18 protein-coding genes are annotated in these 24555 nt (G+C 54.9%); 8 read left to right on the forward strand and 10 right to left on the reverse strand.

Annotated features, from left to right (window positions below):
• Positions 1–491 precede the first annotated feature (491 nt).
• From QP442_RS06370 to QP442_RS06385, 4 genes are read right to left on the reverse strand one after another with little or no spacing between them, the layout of a single operon-like run.
• Positions 492–1280, reverse strand: a complete 789-nt coding sequence (locus QP442_RS06370) for an ABC transporter ATP-binding protein (RefSeq protein ID WP_285069708.1) — start codon at positions 1278–1280, stop codon at positions 492–494.
• A gap of 4 nt (positions 1281–1284) precedes the next feature.
• The gene (locus tag QP442_RS06375; protein ID WP_285069709.1) at positions 1285–2274 is read right to left on the reverse strand and encodes an ABC transporter substrate-binding protein; all 990 of its coding nucleotides are present in this window, start codon (positions 2272–2274) and stop codon (positions 1285–1287) included.
• A gap of 22 nt (positions 2275–2296) precedes the next feature.
• On the reverse strand, positions 2297–3319 hold the full coding sequence (locus QP442_RS06380) for a FecCD family ABC transporter permease (protein ID WP_285069710.1): 1023 nt from the start codon (positions 3317–3319) through the stop codon (positions 2297–2299).
• A complete protein-coding gene (locus tag QP442_RS06385) occupies positions 3313–3498 on the reverse strand; it encodes a hypothetical protein (RefSeq protein WP_285069711.1) in 186 nt (61 codons plus the stop codon). Before QP442_RS06385 ends, QP442_RS06380 begins: the two co-directional genes overlap by 7 nt.
• A 135-nt stretch (positions 3499–3633) precedes the next feature.
• Here QP442_RS06385 and QP442_RS06390 point away from each other — a divergent pair, with 135 nt between their 5' ends.
• The 5 genes from QP442_RS06390 (at position 3634) to QP442_RS06410 (ending at position 8346) form a co-directional block, all read left to right on the forward strand.
• Positions 3634–5376: an ABC transporter ATP-binding protein/permease gene (locus QP442_RS06390; RefSeq protein ID WP_285069712.1), complete on the forward strand. Its 1743-nt coding sequence runs from the start codon at positions 3634–3636 to the stop codon at positions 5374–5376.
• A gap of 6 nt (positions 5377–5382) precedes the next feature.
• The gene (locus QP442_RS06395; RefSeq protein WP_103631849.1) at positions 5383–7110 is read left to right on the forward strand and encodes an ABC transporter ATP-binding protein; all 1728 of its coding nucleotides are present in this window, start codon (positions 5383–5385) and stop codon (positions 7108–7110) included.
• A 248-nt stretch (positions 7111–7358) separates the two neighbouring features.
• Positions 7359–7661, forward strand: coding sequence for a transposase (locus tag QP442_RS06400; protein ID WP_285069713.1), 303 nt, complete (start codon positions 7359–7361; stop codon positions 7659–7661).
• A gap of 10 nt (positions 7662–7671) precedes the next feature.
• Complete coding sequence (locus QP442_RS06405; protein WP_103631847.1) at positions 7672–7911, forward strand: IS3 family transposase; 240 nt, start codon at positions 7672–7674, stop codon at positions 7909–7911.
• Positions 7912–8145: 234 nt separating this feature from the next.
• On the forward strand, positions 8146–8346 hold the full coding sequence (locus QP442_RS06410; RefSeq protein WP_141089599.1) for a hypothetical protein: 201 nt from the start codon (positions 8146–8148) through the stop codon (positions 8344–8346).
• Positions 8347–8427: 81 nt separating this feature from the next.
• On the opposite strand, the gene add is transcribed toward QP442_RS06410, so the two are convergent.
• Genes add through QP442_RS06425 form a run of 3 tightly spaced genes read right to left on the reverse strand, consistent with a single transcriptional unit; the run spans position 8428 to position 12652 of the window.
• Positions 8428–9426, reverse strand: coding sequence for an adenosine deaminase (add, locus tag QP442_RS06415; protein ID WP_103631843.1), 999 nt, complete (start codon positions 9424–9426; stop codon positions 8428–8430).
• An 8-nt stretch (positions 9427–9434) separates the two neighbouring features.
• Positions 9435–11195, reverse strand: a complete 1761-nt coding sequence (locus QP442_RS06420; RefSeq protein ID WP_285067357.1) for an adenine deaminase C-terminal domain-containing protein — start codon at positions 11193–11195, stop codon at positions 9435–9437.
• 29 nt (positions 11196–11224) lie between these two features.
• Positions 11225–12652 carry a purine-cytosine permease family protein gene (locus QP442_RS06425; protein ID WP_285069714.1) on the reverse strand — a complete coding sequence of 476 codons (1428 nt, stop codon included), beginning with the start codon at positions 12650–12652 and terminating at the stop codon, positions 11225–11227.
• A gap of 216 nt (positions 12653–12868) precedes the next feature.
• On the opposite strand from QP442_RS06425, the gene QP442_RS06430 reads away from it, so the two are divergent.
• Positions 12869–13705, forward strand: a complete 837-nt coding sequence (locus QP442_RS06430; RefSeq protein WP_103632566.1) for an ADP-ribosylglycohydrolase family protein — start codon at positions 12869–12871, stop codon at positions 13703–13705.
• A 182-nt stretch (positions 13706–13887) separates the two neighbouring features.
• Here QP442_RS06430 and QP442_RS06435 read toward each other — a convergent pair whose 3' ends face one another.
• Complete coding sequence (locus QP442_RS06435; protein ID WP_285069720.1) at positions 13888–16725, reverse strand: Cna B-type domain-containing protein; 2838 nt, start codon at positions 16723–16725, stop codon at positions 13888–13890.
• Between the two features lie 414 nt (positions 16726–17139).
• On the opposite strand from QP442_RS06435, the gene QP442_RS06440 reads away from it, so the two are divergent.
• The gene (locus QP442_RS06440) at positions 17140–19857 is read left to right on the forward strand and encodes a Cna B-type domain-containing protein (protein WP_103632567.1); all 2718 of its coding nucleotides are present in this window, start codon (positions 17140–17142) and stop codon (positions 19855–19857) included.
• Positions 19858–20111: 254 nt separating this feature from the next.
• Complete coding sequence (locus tag QP442_RS06445; protein WP_006681142.1) at positions 20112–20726, forward strand: cation transporter; 615 nt, start codon at positions 20112–20114, stop codon at positions 20724–20726.
• A 125-nt stretch (positions 20727–20851) separates the two neighbouring features.
• On the opposite strand, the gene QP442_RS06450 is transcribed toward QP442_RS06445, so the two are convergent.
• Positions 20852–22396, reverse strand: a complete 1545-nt coding sequence (locus QP442_RS06450) for a hypothetical protein (protein ID WP_006681141.1) — start codon at positions 22394–22396, stop codon at positions 20852–20854.
• 629 nt (positions 22397–23025) lie between these two features.
• Positions 23026–24420 (reverse strand): NAD(P)/FAD-dependent oxidoreductase, encoded by a 1395-nt coding sequence (locus QP442_RS06455; RefSeq protein ID WP_006681140.1) that lies wholly within the window; start codon positions 24418–24420, stop codon positions 23026–23028.
• Positions 24421–24555: the final 135 nt, after the last annotated feature.

The following is a 24555-nucleotide window of genomic DNA, read 5'->3' on the forward strand; positions in this document are numbered from 1 at the left end:
GTTCGACTCGCGGACTGTTTGACACCGATGGTTTCGAACGTGATGGCGGTGCTTGTGCCTGCTGAGCCGGCCAGAGGATTGGCCTGAAGATTTGCCCATTCTTTGAGGCAAAGAATGGAAGTACATACAACAAAGACACGAATCACATCGGCGTTTTAGCGGCGAAGATACAGTAGGTAATCTGCCTTAGATTTGTGATCAGTTAGCTAGGGGGTTCTTAATTGCAGATTAAGTCCAAGATGATAGTGAGCCGGATTGAGAAGAACTTGACTATTTCTACAAGCATGATCTGGTCGCTGCAATACCATCGTCTTCAGGCACTCTTATTCACCATGATGTGAAGTTGGGTGACCACCTGTATGAACTGTTCAAACAGGTCGGCCGGCCTTGGAGGCTACCTAGACGAATGTTTTGCTGATCTTGAAAGGATTTACCTGCGTAAGTAGCTACACTCTTCTACTTGTCGCCTGGGCGGTTCTTGTAGCTGACCCTTATCGTGGGTGCGTGTTTTGGGGTAGTGGCTTGAAACTGAATTGTTTAGTGCCCGCATCGTTGACTTCGGTGGCGCTGACGCCGTAGACCTCGCGGATAAGTTGTGGCGTCAGGATTTCTGCTGGGTTGCCTTTGGTGTGCAGGTGTCCGTTTTTGAGGATGATCGTGTTGTCGCAGTACCGTGCAACAAGGTTCAGGTCGTGCAGGATAATGACAGCAGTGTCGCTGACTTTTCTGATGACACTGAGAATCTGGTGTTGGTATTTGACGTCGAGGTGGTTGGTGGGCTCATCAAGAAGGATGCATTTGCACTGCTGAGCGAGTGAGCGGGCGATGAGGACGCGTTGGCGTTCGCCTCCAGAAAGGGTATGAACGTATCGGTCTTGGGAGTAGGTCATCCCGACAGCGTCGAGGGCTTCACGGGCAATTTCGTAGTCGGTGGCGTTGTAGCCTTGAATATCTTTGCGGTGAGGTGCTCGACCAAGTAGCACGATGTCGATGACGCGGGTTTGGTCCATGTTTTGTTCGAATTGGGAAACAACCGCGATGCGTCTGGCAATTTGGCCTGAGCTGAGTGTGCTTAGCGGTTCGCCATTGATGACGATTCTCCCCTCGGATAGTTTTTGCGCAGCGAACAGGGCTCTCATGAGGGTGGTTTTTCCGGAGCCGTTAGGTCCAGCAATTCCAAGGATTTGTCCTTGGGGTACCTCAAAAGAGACGTTGGTGAGGACTTGGGTGTCTCCAAACCGAACGCTAGCGTTTTCTATTGTGAGGGGAGAATCGCTCATCGGTTTATTCTCCTAATTCCTTCAACTGCTCAGCTAAATTAAGGGCGCCGTAGATTGCCGTGGGTGAAGCGTAGGCGGCGGCTGATTCGGCGTAGATGATGTTGCCGTTCTTCACGGCTTTCATGTCGTTGTAGCCGGGAATCTTCGCGAGGCGTTCCAGCGAGCTTTCTTTTGTTGCCCCGCCCATGCCGGTGAGCACGATGATGACATCGGGGTCTGATTTCACGAAGGCTTCTGGGGCAATGGGGCCTTGGTGGGGGTGGTAGTTCGGATCGATAGCGGTTTCTAGGTTGAGGGCTTTATTGATTTCTCCCACTACACCCTGGTTGCCGTAGCTGAACAGCTCGGGATCTTCTCCGTAGTAGTAGGCGTAAGAAACTTTGCGCCCTTGACCGATTTTTTCGTTGCTGACTTGTTCAAGTTTGGCTTTTAGGTCAGCAACCGTGGCGTTGGCTTTGTCTGACGTGCCCATGAGCTGGCCGAGTTGGGTCACTTCTGCCAAGATCGCGTCGAAGGACTCATTTTCTGGTTGATCCGGGTAGAAGTAGGCGCATTCTGGCGCGTCAACGATCGCAGGAATGCCTTTAGCTGCGACTGCCTCGGGGCTGGAGTTTTCAGAACTAAACCCGCCACCGTAGACCAAGTCAGGCTCCAGTTTCAAAAGAGCTTCCATTGAGATGGATTCGTCGGAGAGCACGTCGATGCTATCGGCTTTTGAACCAATCCATGCCGGCGGTTCTTCGCCCCATTCGTTGGCCCGGCCAATGACGGAGTCCTGTGCGCCGGCTGCGAACAGGTAAGCCAAGCCGGTTACACCCATCGAAACGGCTTTCTTCGGGTGCTCGTTGAAGGTAGTTTCTACCCCGCAGTTATTGATGGTAATAGCTGCGTTTTCAGCGTTGTTGTTGGGCTCGTCAGTTTCTGAGCAGGCGGTAAGCGCGCCGGCGACGAGCATAACGCCGAGAGTTCCAGCGATGAATTGTTTCTTCATCATCACAGGTTTTCCTTTCTGTTTTCTATTTGGAATATCTCTTGATCAGGGCCATTAGCATTGGTGTCCCTACAAGCGCGGTCAAGATTCCGATAGGTATTTCGGCGGGCCTGATTATGATGCGAGTGCAGGTGTCTGCTATGACAACAAGGAGTGCGCCGCACAAGGCAGCAGTGGGTAGTGCAGCCCGCGTTGTGGAGCCAACGAGTTGTTTGGCGATGTGGGGGACCACGAGGCCAACGAATCCGATCGCTCCGGTGAGGGACACAAGGACGGCAACGGTTAAGGCTACGACGAGGAATAGAAGGTTCCGGTAGAGGCGAGGGCTTGTTCCCAGCGAGATTGCTGTGTCGTCACCAAGGTTAAGTATGTCCACCCTCCTTCCCCACATTGTGAAGCAGGCGAGAGCAATAATGACGACGGTGGCGGCAAGCGTGGTGTCAGCCCAAGTGGCATTGGATAGCGAGCCGAGCGTCCAAAACATGACCGATTTAGTGCCGGCAGCGTTTTTTGCCATGAGCGTGATCAGGCTGGTCAGTGCTGAAAACAAGTAGGTGGTTGCCATGCCTGCAAAAATGATACGCGTGGGCGTGATTTTCCCACCGGCCGAGGCCAGAAGGGTGACGAGGATGATGGCCGCTAATGCGCCAAGAAAAGCCCCGATGGTGACGCCCAATGCGGATAGTACAGTGCTGGAGGCTCCCAAGACGATGACGGCAGCCGCACCCGCGGAAGCGCCCGACGAGATGCCGAGGATGTAGGGGTCTCCTAGCGGGTTGCGCAAAAGTGATTGGGTGATGAGGCCACATACGCCAAGCCCAGCACCAACTGTGGCTCCAAGAACAGCGCGGGGGAATCGGACCTGCTCGATGATTTGGGTATCAACGTCGTTGGTTGGCGTGTTCAGTAGTGTGGTTTTGATGCCTTCAAGCGCTACTGATAGTGAGATGTCGGTAGCTCCTACGATTACTGCAACGACAAAGGTGCATATCAGCAAGATGGATAACGCGGTGACTAGGACAAGGCGTTGGTATCGCTTCGTTAGCATGGTGCGTACATGTCCTTCATATTCGCGCTAGCTGTCGTAACGTAACCCCCATAGATTTGCGTGGCCAGAGCAGTTTCCCAGCCAAGGCGGAGCAGGTTTTCAGCAGGTAAACGGATCTTTCCGAGGAGCTGGACAGTGTCCGCATGTACGTGAATGCGCTGCAAAATCCGCGTGTTCACAAGCCCTCCTGGTTGGCGTAGTAAAGCTGTGCGCTCTTGTCATGGTCCGAAAAACATGCCAAACTTCACTTAGGTAAGGCTAATCTAAGTATAATTTGGTGTCTAGTCCTCATTGCTCTAAAGATGCGAAGGTAGATGACCATGCTCATGAAACAGCGCTTAGTGATGCGCGCCGCTGGAGTATCCGTGGGGCTGTTGGCTCCCGCAGTTTTGGCGGGCGTCCTCGTCTCTGGTTTGTTCATCGCTACTGCGGTGTGTAACGCGCTCCTGTTTAACGAGCTACTCGCTACCCGCTACATGCCTACAGTGATGGGCCTGATCGTAGCTATCGTCATTTTGCTATTAGTTCGCCCGCTAGTGGATGTGGGAGGGCAGCTGTTACAAAACCGCGCGGGACTGGTGGTGAAAAGCCGGTTGCGGCAAGCCCTGCTCGGACAACTTGACGCTCGCGGTCCTATGCGGGCAGGGCTGGGCCGTTCCGGGCAAATACAGTCGGTTATTACCGATGGGGTAGAGGCAGTGGAACCCTATTTCGTTAAGTACTTCACCCAGTTGGCGGTCACTGTCATTACCGCTACAGGATTGACGATAGCTATCGGGACAATCAGCCCGCTGATTGCAGGAGTGCTACTGGTCTGTGGCCTTGCGATTATCGCTATTCCTCGGCTATGGGATAAAGCCCTTGCTGATCGAGGGCAGTCCCACTGGATTTCGTATGAGGATCTCAACGCGGACTTTGTTGACGCCATGATGGGCATGGGGACGTTGAAATCATTTGGGGCTGCTCAGATTCATGGCGAAAAACTGGCCAAGCAATCACGTCAATTGCTGTCAACAACGATGGGGCAACTTCGCCTTTCACTGGGAGAAACCGGCCTGTCCAGCATGATGAAGGTGCTTGGCCCTGCTCTCGGCCTGGTCATCGCTATCAGTTTGATACGGGCGGAAGACATGCCGCTGAGCCACCTGTTCATCATTACTTTGTTATCGATTGAGCTGTTTCGCCCGTTTAGCGCATTGTCAACGTGCTGGCATGAGGCATTCTTTGGGATTTCTGCTCTGCCAGCAATGAGTGAACTATTCAATCAAGAGGGCATCCACGACAAACCCTCCGTAGCGGCTGGACATCGCCAGGATGGCACCGGGGTGTCCTTTATCGATACCAGTTACACATACTTGGGCGCTACGGAGCCCGCGCTTTCAAACGTCACGTTCGACGCGCCACCCGGTAAAACAACTGCTTTGGTCGGTCTGTCCGGGTCGGGTAAATCCACGGCACTAGGTCTACTGATGGGTTTTGACCATCCCAATAGTGGAACGATCACCGTTGGCGGCGTGCAAGCAGACCAACTGGACATCGCGCAGGTAGCTACCCTGGTTCCGCAAGATCCGATTATTTTTCCAGGAACTATCAGATCCATATTGGCTGAAGCTAATCCGAAAGCGGATGACAAGGCAATGATGAACGCCTTAATCTTGGCATGCGCTAACGACTTACACCAGGGGGGCAGCGGTCAAGCGGGGGACGACAGTGTGCTCGACCTGGTGATTGAAGAGCACGCGCACAATCTTTCTGGCGGGCAGAAACAGCGGTTAGCGATTGGGCGCGCTCTGATTCGCCAGTGTCCGTTGTTGATCCTCGATGAATCTACGTCCGCGTTGGATACACAGACCGAGACTACTGTACTGTCGAATATCCGCCGCGCCTACCCAGATCTCACGCTGATTCTGGTCACCCACCGTACGGATGTTGCTGCACAAACGGACCACGTTGTGGTGATGGGAGATGGTCGCGTGTTCTGCGCTGGTGCGCCACAGATGCTGGCCGGTGAAGACAATGCGTGGTCGCAGCTTATTGACGCACAGTTAGGAGTCTGATCGACCATGTTTTCTACGTTTAGCGACTTCATGGCGCTGATGAAACGGCTACGCGAATGTGTTCCTCTTTTCGTGGCGTCCACGATCGTCACCGCTTTAGCGCAAATCAGTGTTGTGGGTGTATCGGTTACGTCCGTGTGGGTTTCAACCCAGTTCATTCTCGACCCCGCTCATAACCTCACACCACTGGCGACTTTGCTGTTCGCCTTGGTGGCGGTTTATGCGGTCAGCACCCTGTTCGAAGTGTGGTGGTCGCACGAGGTTGCATACCGAATTTTGCACACTTTACGAGTGCATATCTATGGGGCTATAGAACGGATCGCGCCACTTGGGCTCCATGGTCAACGTACCGGCGATGTGGCGTCAGCGGCTATGAATGATGCCGAACAGCTTGAGTGGTTTTATGCGCACACTGCCTCTACCGCAATCTGCGCGGTGTTTTCGCCAGTAGTGTTCACCGGTGTTCTTGTGAGTTTTGTGGGTCCGTTGGGGCTGATCATGCTAGTGCCCACTATTGCTATGATCATATTTCCCTTCATCCTTATGCCTCTTCAGCGTATGCAGGGTGCGCAGATACGTAGTCAGCTAGCCGAATTGCGGGTTGCGGTGTTGGATTCTATTCAGGGGCAACGCGAGTTACGTTCCCTTGGAATGGTTGAGAAACAAAACCAACTTATTCTTGTCTTGACGCGCCAAGTGCAGGCCACAAAAAACGCACAAACCATGCGGCAAGCGTGGGAGTCAACGTTCGCGATGATCGTTACCACGATCGGCTCTACAATTTTGTTAGTTATCCTCACTGGACGTGTGCTTGACGGCAGTTTGGATGTGGCGATACTTCCCCTTGCTGTGGTTTTGTCGGGGCTGGTTTCCACACCGGCCATTACGTTGGTGGGGATGCTTGGGCGTGTGGGAGAGATCGGTGCTTGTGCGCACCGGATTAACACTATTCTTCACGTGAAAGACCCGATTCCTACTATCCCGGAACCTCAGCACACAACCTATGAGGGGGAGGCGAACTATTTCGTTGTTGATAACGCGGTGTTTGCCTACCGGCCTGACCTTCCGGTGATCAATCAAGTTAGTCTCACTGCTAATCCGCAACGTTCTGTTGCGATAGTTGGTAAGTCTGGGGCGGGTAAAACTACTTTGGCTAATCTTGCTATGCGCTATTTGGATCCGCGTTCTGGGCAGCTGCGTTTTAATGGGAAGAATTTGCGCGGCTATGAGCCGGACCGCTACCGCGACCGGCTGGCGCTGGTGCCTCAGGATTGTCATATTTTTGCTGGAACTGTGCGCGACAATCTTACTTTGGCTAACCCTGATGCTTCCGATGAGGATATTTGGAGGGCCCTTGCGGATGCCGATATTAGCGAGTTGGTGACTTCGCTGGGTGGGCTTGACGCGAGGGTGGGAGATCGAGGAACCACGCTCTCTGGTGGCGAGCGCCAGCGAGTTGGGATTGCGCGTGCTTTCTTACGTAACCCGGATATGCTTATCCTCGACGAGCCGTTAGCTAATATTGACCCGTTACTCGAGGCGTCTATTGCTCAGAACATGCGCCACGCGCGGGCTGATCGCACGACGGTTGTTATTGCTCACAGGCTTGCCTCTATTCGCATAGCTGAGCACATTATTGTTCTTGAGGATGGGCGGATTGTTGCTGCAGGGTCTCATGAGCAACTCAAGAACAACCCCACCTACGTTTCTCTTCTTGGGAGCCAAATAACCTAGTTGGATGCTAAATCACCTGGTTTTACGTTTTGTGTGGGGGGTTTGTGAGTGTGGGATCGACTTGTTCAGGATGTCGATTAGGTGGCGTGTGGTTTTGATGAGTGCGTCCTTTTCTGTCAGTTTGAGGTAGGACTTGAGGAGAGTTTCGAGGCGTTCTTCGTTTGAGTTGAATGGTTTGTGACGGAAGGCTCGGTCTACTGAAGTGCCCCAGGTTTTGTTCCGTTTGAGTAGATGGGAAAATCTGGAACATGCCAAGAAAATTTGATCAGGAGGCGAAGGACCGTGTGGTCCGCCTCGTGGAAGACCGCATCCTGGCGGAGAATATTTCCATGCAGGCAGCCTGCAAGATCGTGGCACCAAAGCTGGGCGTCTCGTGGCACACGGCGAGGCAATGGACGCAGGCCGCTCGTCGCGAAGGACGTGTTGTGGAATCAATGCCCGAGGACCTTGCTGCAGAAAACGCACGGTTGCGTCGAGAGAATCAAGAGCTGAGGGACACCAACGAGTTGTTGAAGGCAGCTTCGGCTTTTTCGCGTCGGAACTCGACCTAAAACGTCGGAAATGATCCGGTTCATTGATGAGTATCGGAATCGTTTCTCAGTCGAGTTCATCTGCCAGACGTTAAACACGCATCGCGAAGGCGGCTTCCTTACTTCGCGTGGGTACCGCCAGTCTAAAGCCCGCAGTCTTCGCGACGCTGCTCTCGTGGAGCATATTCGCGACGTTCATGCTGAAAATTACGGCGTGCGGAAGATGTGGCGCGTGCTGCAACGTCAGGGCATTGACATCGGCCGCGAGTAAACAGCCCGGCTGATGCGCAGCGCTGGTTTGTCCGGCAAGGGCAAAGGCGGAGCACCAATCACAAGGCGTAAGCCCAAGGGCCCGGATCTTCGCCCAGACTTGGTAAATCGTGAATTTAGGGCTCCTGGCCCTAATCGGGGCTGTGGGTGGCGGACATTACTTATGTGCGCACGAAGAAAGGCTTTGTGTACACAGCTTTTGTCACTGGTGTGTACTCCCGACGAACCCCTAGTAGTGATCTCGCTGCTGCAGGTTCTCGAATCGGTTTATAGCGTCGCCGGCCAAAACATCAAGCGCTTCGTTGTCAAGCAGCAGAAGCGAATCATTGCGGCTGCTGAGAAACATATCGAGGACCCGGTCGACCTAGAAAGTGTGAAGAAGGCTGCCTGGGAGGAGGATCTGCTGAAGGATCCCCCGCCAGACAGCGGCGTCTAAAGATAAAAGCTGCCCCTCCGAGTTGAAGTGCGGAGGAGCAGCTTCATTGAGCCAAGGCTCCAATTATGTTGCTGGAAAGGTTTAGCAGGCGGCAATCTCTTCCCGCAACTGATTCTTGAGCGTCGGGGTGGCCCACGAAATATCCACCGCATTCAGGCAGAGCTGCTTGAGGAAGTCCTCATCTGCGTCCAACTCATCGGCAACTAGCTGCAGATTCTCGCCGATGTAGCCGCCGAAGTATGCAGGGTCGTCGGAATTGATGCAGATCTTCATTCCCTTGTCAGATAACTGCTTGATCAGCTGAGTCTTGGAGCCGTCCGAAACCCAGGTGTTGGAAATCGGGCAGCTGGTCAGGCCGATCTTGTTGTCCACCAGATACTGCACATAGTCGGGGTTCTCGATGACGTTAGTGCCGTGGTCGATGCGGTCAACCTTAATCTCCTCGATCAGCTGGCGGATGTGCTCGATCGAGTTCTTAATGTCGACGTCAGCGTGCATAGTCAGCAGGAAGCCCTCCTCGCGAGCGCGAGCGAAGACCTCGGCGAACTTCTCGGGCGCATTGTCAGTTTCGTCGGAGTCCAGCCCGACGCCGATGATCCAGTGCTTGTAATCCAGGGCCTGGGTCAGCGTGGCCATCGCATACTCGGCCTGGAAGTCGCGCAGGAAGCACATGATCAGAGCTGACTTGATGCCCAACTTCTTCTCGGCCTCGACCTGGGCGCGGTGCAGACCATGGATGACGGTGTGGAACGAGACGCCACGGCAGGTGTGCGCCTGGGGGTCGAAGAATATTTCCACGTAGCGCACGTTCTGCTCGGCTGCCTTGCTCAGGTATGCCATGGCTAGGTCGTAAAAATCCTCGGCGGTCAGCAGCACGTTCATGCCGTCGTAGTACGCAGCCAGGAAGGACGCCAGATCGTCGAAATCGTATGATTCGCGAACCTGGTCGGGGGTTTCCTCGGCGAGCTTGATGCCATTGCGCTCGGCGAGCTTGAACTTCAGCTCCGGCTCGAGCGTGCCCTCGATGTGTAGGTGCAGCTCAACCTTGGGCAGTTTCTGAACGAAGGGTGAAATCTTCACTTTGAGTCCTAGTTGCTGGAAATTACGGGATCGGTGACGACGAACTTGACGCAGTCGATCAGGCCCAGATCGGTGATCGCCCACTCCGGGATTGCGGTGATCGACAGGAACAACAGCTGGCCGAACGGCGACGGCAGATCGCTGCCCAACTCCTCGCGGGCGATGCGATCCATCTCCTGTTCGGCAGCGGCCATCTCCTCAGCTGGAATGTCAGCTACGATGCCGGCTACCGGCAGTGGCAACCTGCCGATGACCTCGCCATCGGCAACAGCCACCTGGCCACCTCCAAGCCTAGTCACCTCGTTGATAGCGAGGGCCATGTCTGCCGCATTGGTTCCGGCCACCACGACGTTGTTGTCATCTGGCGAGTTGGAGGTCGCGATCGCACCCTTCTTGATACCGAAACCGTTGATGAAGGCAACCGGCAGGTTGTCGGTCTTGCCGTAGCGCTCGGCGACGGCAACCATGATTGCGTCCTTTTCGGTGCAGGGCTGAACCACGCCGTCGACGATGTCCAGCTCGATCTCCGCGCCGGGACGGCGGAAGGCCACGTCCTTGCTGAGCACTATCGCCTGAACGACTGCCTTGGAGCCCTCGGCCTCGACCTTGATGCGGCTTGCGTCCACTTCCTTCAGCTTGAAGGTGTCGGTCACAACCGAGGTGCGCTCGGGCGCCACCGGAGCTACGACCGACTTGCCGTTCTCGGCGACGATGCGGCCAGCGGTCATCACGCGTGCGGGTCGGAAGTCATTCAGGTCGTCCACGAACAGGATGTCGGCGAAGCGGCCGGGCGCGATCGAGCCGATCTTGTGATCGAGCTTGTACATGCGGGCGGTGTTGATCGAGCCCATCTGAATTGCCTGCATCGGGGTCACGCCGCACTCGATGGCCAGGCGAACCACGTAGTCGAGATGGCCACGGCCAAGCACATCGCTCGAGGTTATGTCATCGGTGCAGAAACCGACACGGTCGCTCGGGGCGCCCATCTCGGTGACCAGCTTGATGTTCTCGCGCAGCATCGGGGCCGCGGTCGACTCCCTGATGATGATGTCGATGCCGTTGCGCATCTTCTCCAGCTCTTCCTCAGGCGAGTAAGACTCGTGGCATAGGACGACCCCGGAAGAGGCGTATCCAGCCACCCTGCGGGCGTCCACCAGAGGCGCGCAGCCGAAGGCGTGCAGTCGGTTCTTCTCCGCCATGTCCATCGCGGCCAGAACGTCCTCGTCGCCGTCCTCAACCATCTCCTGAACCGTCTCCCAGAGGCCGACGCACTCGGGCAGCTCCTGGGCTATCTTGTGGTCTTCGGCCTTGAACGCATAACCGACGTTGGACTCGGGGATGGTGTAGGGCGCCTTAGCCGGTGCTCCCCACCAGACGTGTACCGACGAGTCGGCGGCCTCCGCCAGGAACTCCTTGACGCCGTCAATGCCTGCGGCGACCAACACCTGATCGAGTCCGGAGATGACCGAGGTGGTGCCATAACGTGCGACCATGTCGGCGAGCATCGTCACAGAGAGCTTCGAGCACTCGATGTGCAAGTGGCCGTCGATCAAACCCGGGGTCAGGTAGCGACCCTCGGCGTCGATGATCTCGGTATTAGGGCCCTTCTGCACAGACACATCGCCGACGGCAGCCACACGGCCGTCCGCGATGGCCACGTCTGCTGGATAGATCTCGCCAGTTAGGACATTAACCAGCTTGCCGTTTTCGATGATTTTGTCAGCATGTGCCCTGCCGTAGGCCACATCCATTACGTGCCGGTTAGGCATTTTTACTCCTTCGCTCTAGGGGCGCGCGGTCACGCGATCCCTAAGTTCTTCTTTTTATTGGTGATTGTGAGTGCTATGAACAGGACGCCGCTGACCACTATCCCGGCGGGAATCGCCAAGTCAGGGGCATATTCCGGGTGTTGCGGCGAGATCGCAGCTGCAATCGGGCCGATGAAATATCCGGTGTTGGCAAATAGCGCGGAACCGATCATTCCGGCAATCAGTGAGACGAATCCGGGCAGCTTCACGCCCCCGACGCCCCAGTAGACCCCGCCCTTGTCGTTCATCAAGCCAGCCAGATCGTAATTGCCACGTCTCATGACCCAATCGACGAGATAGATCGTGATCCAAGGTGCTAGCCAGACGCTCAGCGAACCGACGAAGGCACTCAGCAGCGCGTAGAACGACGACTGGGCGACCGCGAAGATAGTGATCAAGATGCAAATGATCGAGTCAGTGACGACAACCACCGGGCGCTTTGCCGGGATGCCGGCGGTCTGCAGGTTGAGTGACGACGAATAAAGGTTGGTGCCGTTTTGTACCATCAGGCCGAAGCCCACTAGAAGTAGAAACGGCACAGAGAACCCCGCAGGCAAGATCGCGGGAACGGCTAGCGGGTCGGAGAGGTCAACGTCGGGGCCGACTGCGACCGTAGCCATGGCGGCGCCTAGGCTCTGCAGCAAGAGGTACGGCACGAAACCGCCCAGCGCGGCCCAGGTGCCAACCGATAACGGGCTGGTTTCTTCGGGCAAATATCGTGAGAAGTTCGAGCCGGAGCATGCCCAACTCAGGCCGCCGGAGACCACTACTAGACTGATCGCGCTAATCATCGCGTTGATGTCGGCGCCTACTTCACCCGTCGCGATGTTTACCTTGGGCAGGATCAGTACTGCCAGGATTACGAACGCGCAGGCGAAAATGATCGTGGCGAATTTCTGCGCTGCCATCAGGAAGTTGTAGCCGATCAGCGGCAGCAGCATTTGGATAAGGCCGAGCACCACGATGCCCGCGACCTGCGTAACGCCCGAGATATCGACGCCGAAAATGCCTAGTAGCGCGGCAATCGCGTAATAAACGAGCACCAGACCGGCAGCTTCGAAGCCGAGCAACATCAGCCACGAGAACAGGCCATTTGCTCGTCCGCCTCGAGGACCCAGGCTAGAGCGGCTGATCGTCATGTTGGTCGTGCCGGTCTTGGGGCCCTGCAACGAGGCCAGCGCCAACAGTGGGTAGGCGATGAGGTTGCCGACGACGATCGCCGCGATAGCCTGCCAGAAACTGAGGCCGAAAAGAATCACCAGCAGCGCGCCGTAAGAGACGGTGAAGATGTTCGTGGTTGTGCCGGCCCAGAGGAAGAATAAGTCGATAGCTTTTCCGTGCCGACGATGTGGTGGCACGAGATCAATGCCCTGTTGATCGATACCTGAAGAGGTTTCAAGAGCCGCTGGATCTGACAAATTGTCTCCTTAGTTTTCAAGGTGCCCAGCCGAACTGGGTTAGGATCCGATCTCGAGTTTATAGAACCGCCTAGGCCGATTCAACTTGCTGTAAAGCGATTTCTGGTTTAACGCCGTCCCTAAAGAAATAGAGTGGATTGCAAAGCGAAAGATAGTTGCCGAAGCTGGATGCAGAATGCCTATCCGCGGCAACAATAGTTGAACAGGGAGCAGAGAATGATTGGCGCGATTATTGGTGACATTGTGGGCTCAGACTATGAGTTCCAGCCCGTTGATACCTACGACTTTGAGCTGTTTCCTCAAGCAGCGGACTTCACTGATGACTCCTTGATGACCATCGCGGTTGCCATGGCCATCAAGGACTACCAGGCACTCGATGAGCGAACCAGATCGGAGCAGAACCTGCACGACCTCCTCGTATCGCACATGCAAACGATGGGGCGCAGGTTTCCAGACCCGAAAGGCGCATACGGCGGCAGTTTTGGGATGTGGCTAAGCGAAGAGAATCCAGAGCCTTACAACTCGTGGGGCAACGGTAGTGCGATGCGGGTGTGTGCAGCGGCAGAACTTGCCACCAGCCTTGAAGAGGCTTTGTATTTAGCGAAGGCCAGTGCGGAAGTCACACACAATCATCCCGAAGGGATTAAAGGCGCGCAGGCTGTAGCTGCCGCGATCTACCTAGCGCAAACAGGTAAAACACAGCAGGAGATAGCAGGCTACATTCGCGAAAACTTCTACGACCTCGACTTCACCATCGAACAAATCAAACCCACCTACGGATTTTACGAATCCTGCCAGGAAACCGTGCCGCAGGCGATCCAGGCGTTCCTCGAATCGGAAAGCTTTGAGCAGGCAATCCGAAACACCATCTGGCTGGGTGGTGACGCCGACACCATGGGGGCCATCACCGGTTCGATCGCCTGGGCGTATTACAAGCACAACGGGGGAGTAGATCCCCAAATGCGATTGATGTCCGATACCGCCCTCGAATACCTTCCCCAAGACCTTCGCGGGTATGTGATTGCCTACGAGGCTGGTCTAGCCGAGCTCTAGGCGAGCCTGCTTCCATTACGCGCCGTCACGGTACTGCCGAGCCTTGCGCTGTACGGGGAGTAGAGCAAAGATTATGCGCAACGTTCCTTAAATGAGTTTGGCCGGTCACTTCACTTGAAGTGGCCGGCCAAACTATTACGGGCTATGCGCTACCCGGTTTATTGGGCGACGCATGTGGTGTGTTATTCCCGGTTGCGCCTTACTAGCACTACGCCACCACCAAGCAGGGCAAGTGCGAGGACAATAGCCGAGCCAATCTCAGCACCAGTGCGTGGCATCGGTTTGCGTGGCTTCTCCGTCGGCGGGTTCTTCACGTTAGTGATGGTGAAGCCATCCTTCGCATCGCCCGAAACCGTAGAGGTGAAGCCGTCAACGGGGAGCTCTTCAACGGCGTAAGTGACTCTTGCGCGCTTGCCGTCGATGATCATGAACCGAGGCAGATCTGTGAACGTGTGCTTCCATTCGTTTTCAGCGTTTAGTTCGACAGGGTCACCAACCGGGTTGGTTTCCTCATTGATTGTTCTGGTCAGCTGGACCTTAACCGGTTTTGTTGAACCCGCGTCAAGATCGTTACCCTTATTGTCCTTCCACACCTTGGTCACATCCACATGCGTGGGTTGAGGTACCTGGGTGTTCGTGACAGTGAAGCCTTCCTCTGTATCACCTTCTACCTTGATGGTAAATCCGCTCACGCCCAGCTCCTTGACGGAGTAGGAGATATTGAGTTCCTCGGTGTTCTCGGAATCCTCGTCCCCAGTGGTCTTCGTGGTTGGTAGTCCTTCGAAGGTATGTGTCCAGTCATTCGTCTCATCTAGCACTACTGGATCACCCACGGGGCTCGTGTTAATGCCGTCGGTAGATTGCAGGAGCTGCACGTTTACAGGTGACATCGCTAGTGGGGCAGTGATCTTCAGGCCGTCCTGCGCGGTGCCCTCCAATTTAACTGTGTTGGCTCCGTCAACGCCCTGCTCTTCAACCGAGTACGTGACCTCTACCTGCTCACCTTTGACGGTCTTGGTCTTGGGCAGGTCCTTGAACGTATGCGTCCACTTGTTGTCAGCATTGAGCTCTGCCGGCTGGCCAATGTAGAACTTCTCACCGCCAACTGATCCCACCAGCTGCACCTTGACAGCAACCTTAGAAGCTTCGTCAACAAGGTCGTTGCCCTTAGAGTCCTTCCACGCCTTGGAAACCTTTACCTCGGTCTTTTCTGGGGTTCCAAACTCAAGTCCACCGTTTGAGCCAATACCGCCACCGCGCGGAGACTGGTTCTTCGTGATAATCAACCTTGCCCAGGAGTTCGCGTTATTCTTCGCGTTCTGGTCAGTAATGGTCTTGAGGCCCGCGTTGTGAAGCGAGGTCCGATAATCACTGGTTTCGTCGGATTCCCTCTCCTCACCATCGAACACCTGCTTCTTACCAGGATTCTCGGCATCGAAACGAGGCTGATTGAATCCGCCATCCTTATACAGGGTAGGTTCGCCGCCACCTAGCATGTGCGAATCGATAAGCATGCGTGCGGAAGTGGAGCCTCCATAGGCATCATGCGCAATGTCATCGCCCCAGTGATGATCGGTAGCAGTCGTTGGGGATTCGTTATCGAATACCGCTACGCCGTTCGTGACGTGTATCAGCATGCTCCCTGTGGGGCAGAGCCAAACACCGCCGCCGACTGCAACCCAGCCTCCGTCGGTTGCGCTGTTCTTGGTGATGAGGGTGTCCTTGAAATGGGCGGTGTACGACTTGGTTGCAACGTAGATACCGCCACCCTGTTGGCTAGCAGTATTTCCCTCGATCGTACCTGCGTTAAGGTGTACACCGTTGGAAACCACGTTTACGCCGCCACCTGTGCGGGAAGCACTGTTGCCGATAATGCTACCGCCATTCATAGTGAAGCCGCCGGGGGAAAGTTTGGTCCAGGCTTCCGTATTCGGTTCGCCGTATTTAGCCTTGGTGCAGTTGAAACCGTCCCCGGCAACTTCCTGCCAAGTGCCAGCCGCGCCCCACACGAACAGGTCCATAGCATTTACGCCGCCGCCGTTGCCCGCATGGTTGTTTTCGATGGTGCCACCGTTCATCGTGACGTCGGCATTTCCGAAGATGTTTATGCCACCGCCACCAAAGCTTGCATCACCTTCTGAGATCTCACCGTCATTGAATTCGAACGTTGCTCGCGTTGACGTCGTGTCTTCATCACGCGCTGGGCAATCCCAGATCCAGGAGAACACATTAATATTCCCAATCCACCCCGTGTTTTGCGTGACTTTGCCACCGTTGATTGTTAGGTGGGCACCGTTAAAGACGCCAATTCCGCCTACTTCACCGTAAGCGCCCGCCGATGTATCTGTTTCGCCCTTGGAGATCTCGCCACCGTTCATAACCATCGTGGCGCCGGAATTCAATGCAACGTTACCTGCGCCACGCTGAACGCTTCCGGGGTTGTTTTTCAGGCGGTGATTATCGGTGATCGTTCCACCATTCATAATGAATTTAGATTCTTCGCCCTGCGCCGTGACAGCACCTTGATAGAAGCCACTCAGCTTCCGCGCACCAGTAACGGTGCCCGCGTTCATCACCAGTTCGCCCTCCACAAGAATCGTGGGTGAGAAGCTGGAGCCCGTCACAACATTGTCGTATTGTGCGCGCGAGTCGATAGTGATGCCCTCGCCTTTTCCGGTGCCATCAGAGAGGGTGAGTTTTGCGCCCTTTTCAACCTTCAGTAGGCTGCCGGTGAAATCACCGTCATCACGAATAATCTTGCTTTCTGATGACCACGGAGATATGTCTGCGTCCACTAGCTCAATGTCTGCGCCAGCGGGAATGACAATAGTCTTCGTCAGCAGAGTCTCGGTACCGTTACCAATTTCAATCCTGGTCGGGGTGGTTCCAGCCTGCGCAATGAGTTCTTCTAGGCGGTCCGGCTCACAGTACAGAACCCGACCCTCTTCATAGCACTTGAGGACCTGCCGGTCCGGGGATTCTGGCGCGGCCTCGGCAACCGGAGGAAGGCCGGTGCCCATCACCACTAGAAATACTGTTAGACATGCTGCCCACAAGGCGGGGAGAAAACTGTAACGCTTTGTGCTTTTCACTTTTCTTCTTTCTTTAGAGCGCGAGAAGAGCCTCGGAAAATGGCCGGAGAGCTTAGTAGGACTAAAGCCATACTGTCAGAGGAATCGCGAAGAAACAAGATACTACTTTGTGTAGACAAAATAATCACAACGCGAGCCAACACCTAGCGGGGATCGTCAGATACGATCCGGCATGTCGCCCGGCGTGAAAGTGGCCGGAAACACAAGAAATCTCGCTAAGCCAAATGATCGCGAAAAGACTTGGGAATTGAGTCCCATATGTGAAAGACTCGAAGTTACGTTGCGCGTAATCTGGCCCGTTGTTGAGCAGACCGGAGGTCGCTCGTATGAGAGGAGCAAATAATGAGAGGCCCTTGGGTGCGGTCATTCGGGATTTTGCTGGCCACAGTGCTGGCAACAGTCGGGTTGTCCGGGGGAGTAGCTCAGGCAGCCGGTATTACTTCTTGGGACGACATTATTACGGCGGTAGAGGGTCTTGGTGACGGCGAGTCAACAGAACTGTCAATCGCATCAGAAATCACCGTAGAGGACGGTGCTCAGCCGCTGGTTGTGCCCGCGGGGAAACAAGTCACCTTCACGGGTAGTGGAAAGATCAGCGGAAAGAGATCCCCGCTGTTCTCGGTAGAAGAGGGTGGAACGCTCACCCTATCCGGTCCGACTTTCACCAACGCGCAGTTTAGCGTTGCTGGAGATATGAGCCTAGTAGGTGGCGCGATCCGCGACACTGCGGTAACCGGCCCGGTCGTTTTTGTTAATGGCGGAACGTTTACCATCAGTGGAGACGCTGAGTTCTCCGGAAACAACGTTTCAGATGAGTCCGGCAAACTTCTCCCGGCGGGGGTAGAAAAAGAAAAATACTCTCCAATCACCGCCTACAACGGCACCGTGCGAGTAGAAGGCGGAACGGTAAGCGGTAACAACGGTTTGCGTTACGGCGGCGCGATTGGCCTTTGGGCGCGAGACGACGGACATCCAACCTTCGAGATGACGGGTGGAACACTAACCGGGAACGTTGTCAGCCACCCCCGGTCCTATGGCTACGGGGGTGCGGTTTACGGTGAGGGAACCTCAGCGAATATCGCTGGAGGAACCGTTAAGGAGAACACCACAGAGTTAGGTGCGGGTCTTGCCTTTGTCAATAGTGATGTTTCGCTATCAGGTGGAGTCGTTGTTCAAGGCAACAACAACGGGGAGTATAAAGGCTCTGGAGGTGGCCTGTATCAAAGTGGAGGAACGCTGGACATCAGCGGTGCAACGTTCACAGAGAACGTATCCACTGGTTTCGGCGGGGCAATCAGTGCGGATGATACCAAGGTTGAAATATCTGGCGCAGACATTACTTCTAACACGGCCGCAAAATCCGGTGGAGGCATCTCGTTCGGTGGAACTACAAAAGCCGAGATCCACGCTGCAATTCTGAGCGACAACACCTCGCAAGGCTTTTGGGGTGGCGGGGCGATGTACAACGACACCAAGGCCGAGGTGACGATTTATAACGGCCTTATACGCGGTAATAAAATCAAGGATGTTTTCGTGATAGGCGCTGGTAACCATCCTGCAAGCGCTCAAGGTGGTGGCGTGTGGAATTGCCCCACGGGTTCCACCGTTATGCACGTGACGCGCGGCGTAGCGATTTTTGATAACGAGGCTCCTAACGTCGTCAAGGGGACACTCGCCGGTGCCGGTGATGATTTCGCCAGCATTATCAAACACGAATTCGATAAGCCAGTAGCGGGCCATGCGGTCGAGGTTACTGAGCGTATGCTCGGCGGAAGCCCCCGCGCTTGGTTCCAGGACGGTTCCATATACAATATTCACAGTAACTGGTCCGCTGAAAGCCAGGTTCCACGCTACTCGGCAGATGGGGACAACACTGCCATCAAACCAAACGAAACAGTTACTAACAACATTGCCTTCAAGTCGGTGCCAACTAAGGACGCTAAGGCGATTGCAGAGACTCTTGCCACTGTGAAGATCACCGATAACGTAGCCACCGGCACAGGAATGTCGGGTGGAGGTATCGCAAACAACGGTACTTTGACCTTCGGCGAACCTGAACCTTGGGAACTGAAGTTGGTTAAGAAGTGGGCTAATGATGATCCCAAGGATCGCCCCGAGAGCATTTTGGTGGACGTGAAACTTGGTGACAAGACGCTGCAGACCGTGGAACTCACGAAGGAGAATGGTTGGAAGGCTGAGCTAGCCAACTATCCCGATCCAAGCACCCTCATTGATGCCAAGACGGGCGAGAAGATCCCGCTGACCTTCATTGAGCATCAAGTCGATGGCTACATGTCTCACGGCGCAGTGATCAAAGAAAACGAGGAAAACAAGACCATCGAGGTCGAGATCGTTAACGAACCTCCCACGTCGGTCGATGTTGAGAAGCGGTGGTCTGGTGATGTGGAGGCTGATCGTCCGGGTTCTGTGACTATCAACTTGTTGGCTGATGGTCAACAGACGGATAAGTCTGTGGAACTGACTGCCGAGAATGGCTGGAAGGGAACCTTCAAGGACCTGCCGAAGTATGTGACGGTTAACGGTAAGAAGACCGAGATCGTATACACGGTTGTTGAAGTAGAGGTTCCTGGCTACACCTCCTCCATTAGCGGTGGTGCGGCCGAGGGGTACGTGGTTACTAACACCAAGGAAGCTCCGCCAGTTACCTCGGTACCTGTTGAGAAGCGGTGGTCTGGTGATGTGGAGGCTGACCGTCCGGGTTCTGTGACTATCAACTTGTTGGCTGATGGTCAACAGACGGATAAGTCTGTGGAACTGACTGCTGAGAATGGCTGGAAGGGGACGTTTACCGACCTACCGAAGTATGTGACGGTTGATGGTGAAAAGACTGAGATCGTTTATACGGTGGTTGAGGTAGAGGTTCCTGGCTACACCCCCTCCATGAGTGGTAGTGCAGCCGAGGGATACGTGGTTACTAACACCAAGGACACCCCACCTCCGTTGGTTCGCACCGGCGCAGCAGTTCAAGGCCTGGCAGTAGTGGGCGTGACCTTGCTCGCTGCGGGAATCTGGGCTGTATCCAAGCGTCGTCGCGCATAAGCAAGTGCGGGTAGGCCCGCTAAGTTGCGGGCCTACCCGGCTAACAGCAACTGGCTTCCTCAATATTTAGGTAGCTAGTTCATGCACAACATTTCACCTTCCGGCTAATCCCCGGGAGGTGTTTTGTTATCGTTATCCGGTCACATTAACTTCGTTCGATTAGTGCCCCGTCAGAGGGAACCAACGCGCACCAATACAACTATCACGGTGGAAAGGATGGCTCGCGAAGCATCTGAAGATATTAGCTACAATCTATGCTCGTGTATACCGCTAAGAATCTTGACACTCGTGCCCGGCGAATCGTTGCTTGGGTTGCCATCCTAAACCTCATCGGCTTCATCATTGAACTGGTGATCGCCTCAATCATTGGCTCAGTCGCACTCTTTGCAGATGCCGCCGACTTCCTTGAAGACTTCCTCATTAACATGCTTGTGCTCACCGCCCTGGGCTGGTCGGTAGCAAGCAGGAGGAAAGCCAGTTACGGCCTGGCCGGCCTCATCCTCATTCCCGCAGTTGCGGCTTTTGGCACCGCGATATGGAAAATGATCTCCGGGGAGGCGCCGGAGCCACTCACCTTGTCGGTAACCGCCATCATCGCAATGCTAATCAACCTCGCCAGCGCGCTACTACTACTGCAACTGCGTAAGCACGATACAGCATTAGTGCGAGGTGCCTGGCTGGCCGCCCGCAATGATGTGCTCGCAAACCTTTTGATCCTTGCCGCTGGCGTTGTCATGGTGTTCTGGTTCAGCCCCTGGCCAGACATCGCGGTTGGTCTTGTTATCGGCTTCATCAACCTCTCGGCTGCGGCAGAAGTGTTTGAGCAAGCTCGTGCAGAAACTCCGGAGCTTGAGCTCGATGATGAGTAGGCGCGAATAAGCCTAGGCTAGATGGGTAAAGCAAACCCCGGAAGGGGAGCTGAGATCACTCAGCTCCCCTTCCGGGGATTCTGTGCAACTACTCGCCTGTAGGCAGGTTGCGTGTTGCTCGTTGGTTACATGAACTTGCGTGCGGTGAGCACACCACCTGCAAGAAGCAGTACGGCGGAAAGGCCGACGAGGGAAGCAACCTCAGCACCAGTTTTAGCGATCTTCTTCTTTGGCTCAGCCGGCTTACATGCTGGGTCCATCGCAGTATCGTGGCTGTCCCAGGTCCACTCGGCTACAGCATCGTCAGCGAAGAAGTAACCATCCAGAGCGGAGGCCTTAACTTCTACCTTCGAGTTGTACGGGTAGTTGTAGTTGCCATCCTTGTTAGCTTTCAGCTGAACGCCGTTTGCGGTGACGGTGTAGGCGACGCCCTCGGTCTTCTGGATCGTCACGTAAGGTTCGACGGTGCAAGAAGAAGGATCAGCAGCGGACGGATTGATCAGCTTCGGAGCAACAGGAGTTGCCAACTCTTCAGCTGGATCTACTGTGCACGGCTGAGAAGCGACGCTGAGCTCCCACTGCGTGTCACCCTCAACCACGAACTTGTCCTTAAAATCCTGTTTCAGTAGAGCCGCTACCGAGACAGTGGTGCCTTGCTGAACCTGCTCGTAGTCAAAGTACTTGGATTCAGGAACCTGGACCGTGCCAGCAACTCCGCACTTGTTGGAATCTACAACGGTCGGAGCTTCGGGGGTAATCTTGCGTACAACAGAGCTTACCTTTACAGTCCAGCCGTCAAGGTCATTACCTTCAACGCTTTCAATGCGGAAGAGCTTAGCCTCTTCTGGATCATCAATTGACGCGGTCAACTGGTACCACTGGTAACGACCCGTATATCCAGAGAACATGTTCAGGCTATTGCCAATTGAAGCGCGAGTAATAGGAGTATCTTCACGACTTGGCATGATTTCGGCAGAGGGCCTATGAGACTCCCCGTCGGCGAAAACATACTTGTTTGCAGCAGGGTCGCCACGCTTGGTGATAAGGGGCTTGTAAACCTTTTGGCCATCTTCTGTAACTGCGTCTCCGGCCTTATGCTGCGATACCCCAATTGTGATTGTGGGTGCCTTGCCGTCGGGAATCTCACCTAGATAGGTTTCCCCATCCCACTCGCCTTCAACCAACTTAAACGTGAAATCGGTATTGGCCTGCTGGTCCATATAGACTTGTTTCACGCCATTACTATATCCAGTTGAAAAAGTGAATTGGCTGGGTCCGTACTTGCCGTTACGATATTGGTAGCAGTCGTCAACGCCGATCTTATCAACACCCTCGTACTTGGGGTTTCGGGGATTCTTAGGGTCCACGTTGAGTGGAATCTGCTCATCTTTACCAACGGTTAGTTTGAGCATTGGCCACTCGTAGCCAAGCGGGTCGCCGGTTGCTTGACCGTTTTTGAATTCGTAGACCTCACAGTACAGAGGCATGTAAACTGTGGTGCCTTCAAGCTTCGGGTCGTACCGTTTTACGTTGTTACTCCAAGTAACGTCAAAGCTCTTGACATGGCTGGCGTCGTCAACACTGTTTGCTGCTACAGCGGCAACGGCACCTCCCAGTGTCAGTGCTGCCGCGCCTGCGAAAGCAGTTGTGGCACGTAACCAATTTTTCACGAATCCTCCTGTAGTGAAGATGAGAATACAGTAGTGACGCTATCAAGAAAAGGGTTGATTCGTCCAGAGTCAAGAGTTAAAAAGATATGTGGCGTATTCGGTGTCGTATGTATACCACTGACTTACTACCCCCGAGTGATCCAATGGATCCAGTTCATTCCGGGGATAGTTATTTGAAGAGGTCTTTAGACAGAGGTGTCTAGTAGTGCGGCATCACCTAGGTTTCAAAGTCAGCCCAATGGTAAATCCACTTCGCAATGTCTGTGCGTGTGGCGGTGGAGGTGATGGCCACGGCAGGCACATCATCATCACTGGCGAGATCGTCACCACCATCAGGCCCAGCTACGCGCCTGGACCAGGACGGCATTGCGGGCGGCGGGCTACTACCTGAACCGGTTCCTCATCTACGTGTGGGTGCGTCGCCAATCCGCCGACATCTGCATAGGTGCTACCACCTCTATCTATTGGGTGGTTGAACGATACTGAGTTCGACTCGACGGCTACCAGGTGATGAAAGGCATCGGCGTCCACGATACGGTGCTCACCAATGCACCAATGCGCCGATGCGTCTTTCGACTGGGACGAGGTTCTCGTTTAGTGCGCGGAGGTCACAGCTGAGTTAGACGGTGTCAATGTGCCGATTCTTCGGTGTGCGACAAGGTCATTTCATCATCAATGATCTCCTGAACGGGATCCTCGCCGGCGACCAGCTTGCCGGACGAACCGGTGCCCAAACGTTCCAGGGCGAGGCGACCAACCAGCTGCTGGTTTGTCGTCGTGCGTTGCGAACGCGCATTCGACAAGAATGAGAAGAACCAGTGGACCAAGGTGCCGATCTGCGACTTGAAGCCGACGATGTACAGCAGGTGGAGGAAACACCAAGCCGCCCAGGCGATAAAGCCGGTCAGGCGCATCTTGCCGATCTTCACGACCGCCTTGAAGCGGGCGATTGTCGCCATTGAGCCCTTGTCGAAGTACGTGAAAGGCTCGGTGGTTTCCGGCTTGCCAGCAAGACGTGCAGCCACAATCTTTGCTGCATAGCGAGCAGACTGGATAGCTCCCTGAGCAACGCCGGGCACGCCCGGGAAACTCATCATGTCACCGAGGACAAAAATTTCCGGGTGGCCGGGAACAGTGAGGTTCTTTTCAACAATGACGCGACCTGCGCGGTCAAGCTCCGCATCGGCCTTGTCACGAAGAACAGCGCCAAGCTCGGATGCCTGGACGCCGGCAGCCCACACCTTGCAGTTTGAACGAATCGTTTCGGTTGAGCCGTCCTTGAACTTCAGAGTGACGGTGTCGCGGTCAAGGTCAGTGACAAATGCGTGGGTCTTCACCTCGACACCGAGCTTTTCAAGCTCGTGGCGCGTCACGTCACCGAGCTTTTCGCCGAACACGGGGAGAGGACGATCGGCACCGTCAACGAGGATGACGCGAGCCTTTGTCGGATCGATTGCGCGGAACTCCTTTGCCAGCGTGTGTGATGCCATTTCGCGGATCTGACCAGCCATCTCAACACCGGTTGGACCTGCGCCAACGACAACGAACGTGAGCAGACGGTCGATCTCATGTGGGTCGGATTCGATTTCAGCCTTCTCGAACGAGTCGAAGATGCGGGCACGGAGTTCGAGCGCGTCATCGATCGTCTTCATGCCGGGAGCAAACACGGCGAAGTGATCGTTGCCGAAGTACGACTGGCCAGCGCCGGCAGCAAGGATCAGTGTGTCGTAGGGAGTCGTCTGTTTTTCGTTGTGGTTACGCCAAATAACGACTTTGTTTTCAATGTCGATGTCTTCAACGAGCGCCTGCAGAACGCGAACATTCTTCTGCTTCTTGAGGATCTCACGCGTCGTTGGCGCAATGTCGCCTTCGGAGAGGATGCCAGTTGCGACCTGATAGAGCAGGGGCTGGAATAGGTGGTGACCGGTCTTGGCTAGAATCGTGATTTCAGCGTTCGCGTGCTTCAGCTTCTTCGCAACTTCAAGTCCAGCAAAACCTGAGCCGATGATGACGATGCGGTGCACCAGATCCTCCTCATTAATTACGTAAGGCTTACCTTACTAATTGAGTCGGTGGGTGTGACAGTCCCAATCCGTCTTTGAGGGCGTGAGAGTGCCCACGTCCTTTTCGCTCATGTACGAGGCCGCGATCACCTGATC

Source organism: Pauljensenia sp. UMB1177, from assembly GCF_030217965.1.
In the GTDB taxonomy this organism is placed as follows: Bacteria; Actinomycetota; Actinomycetes; order Actinomycetales; family Actinomycetaceae; genus Pauljensenia; species Pauljensenia turicensis_A.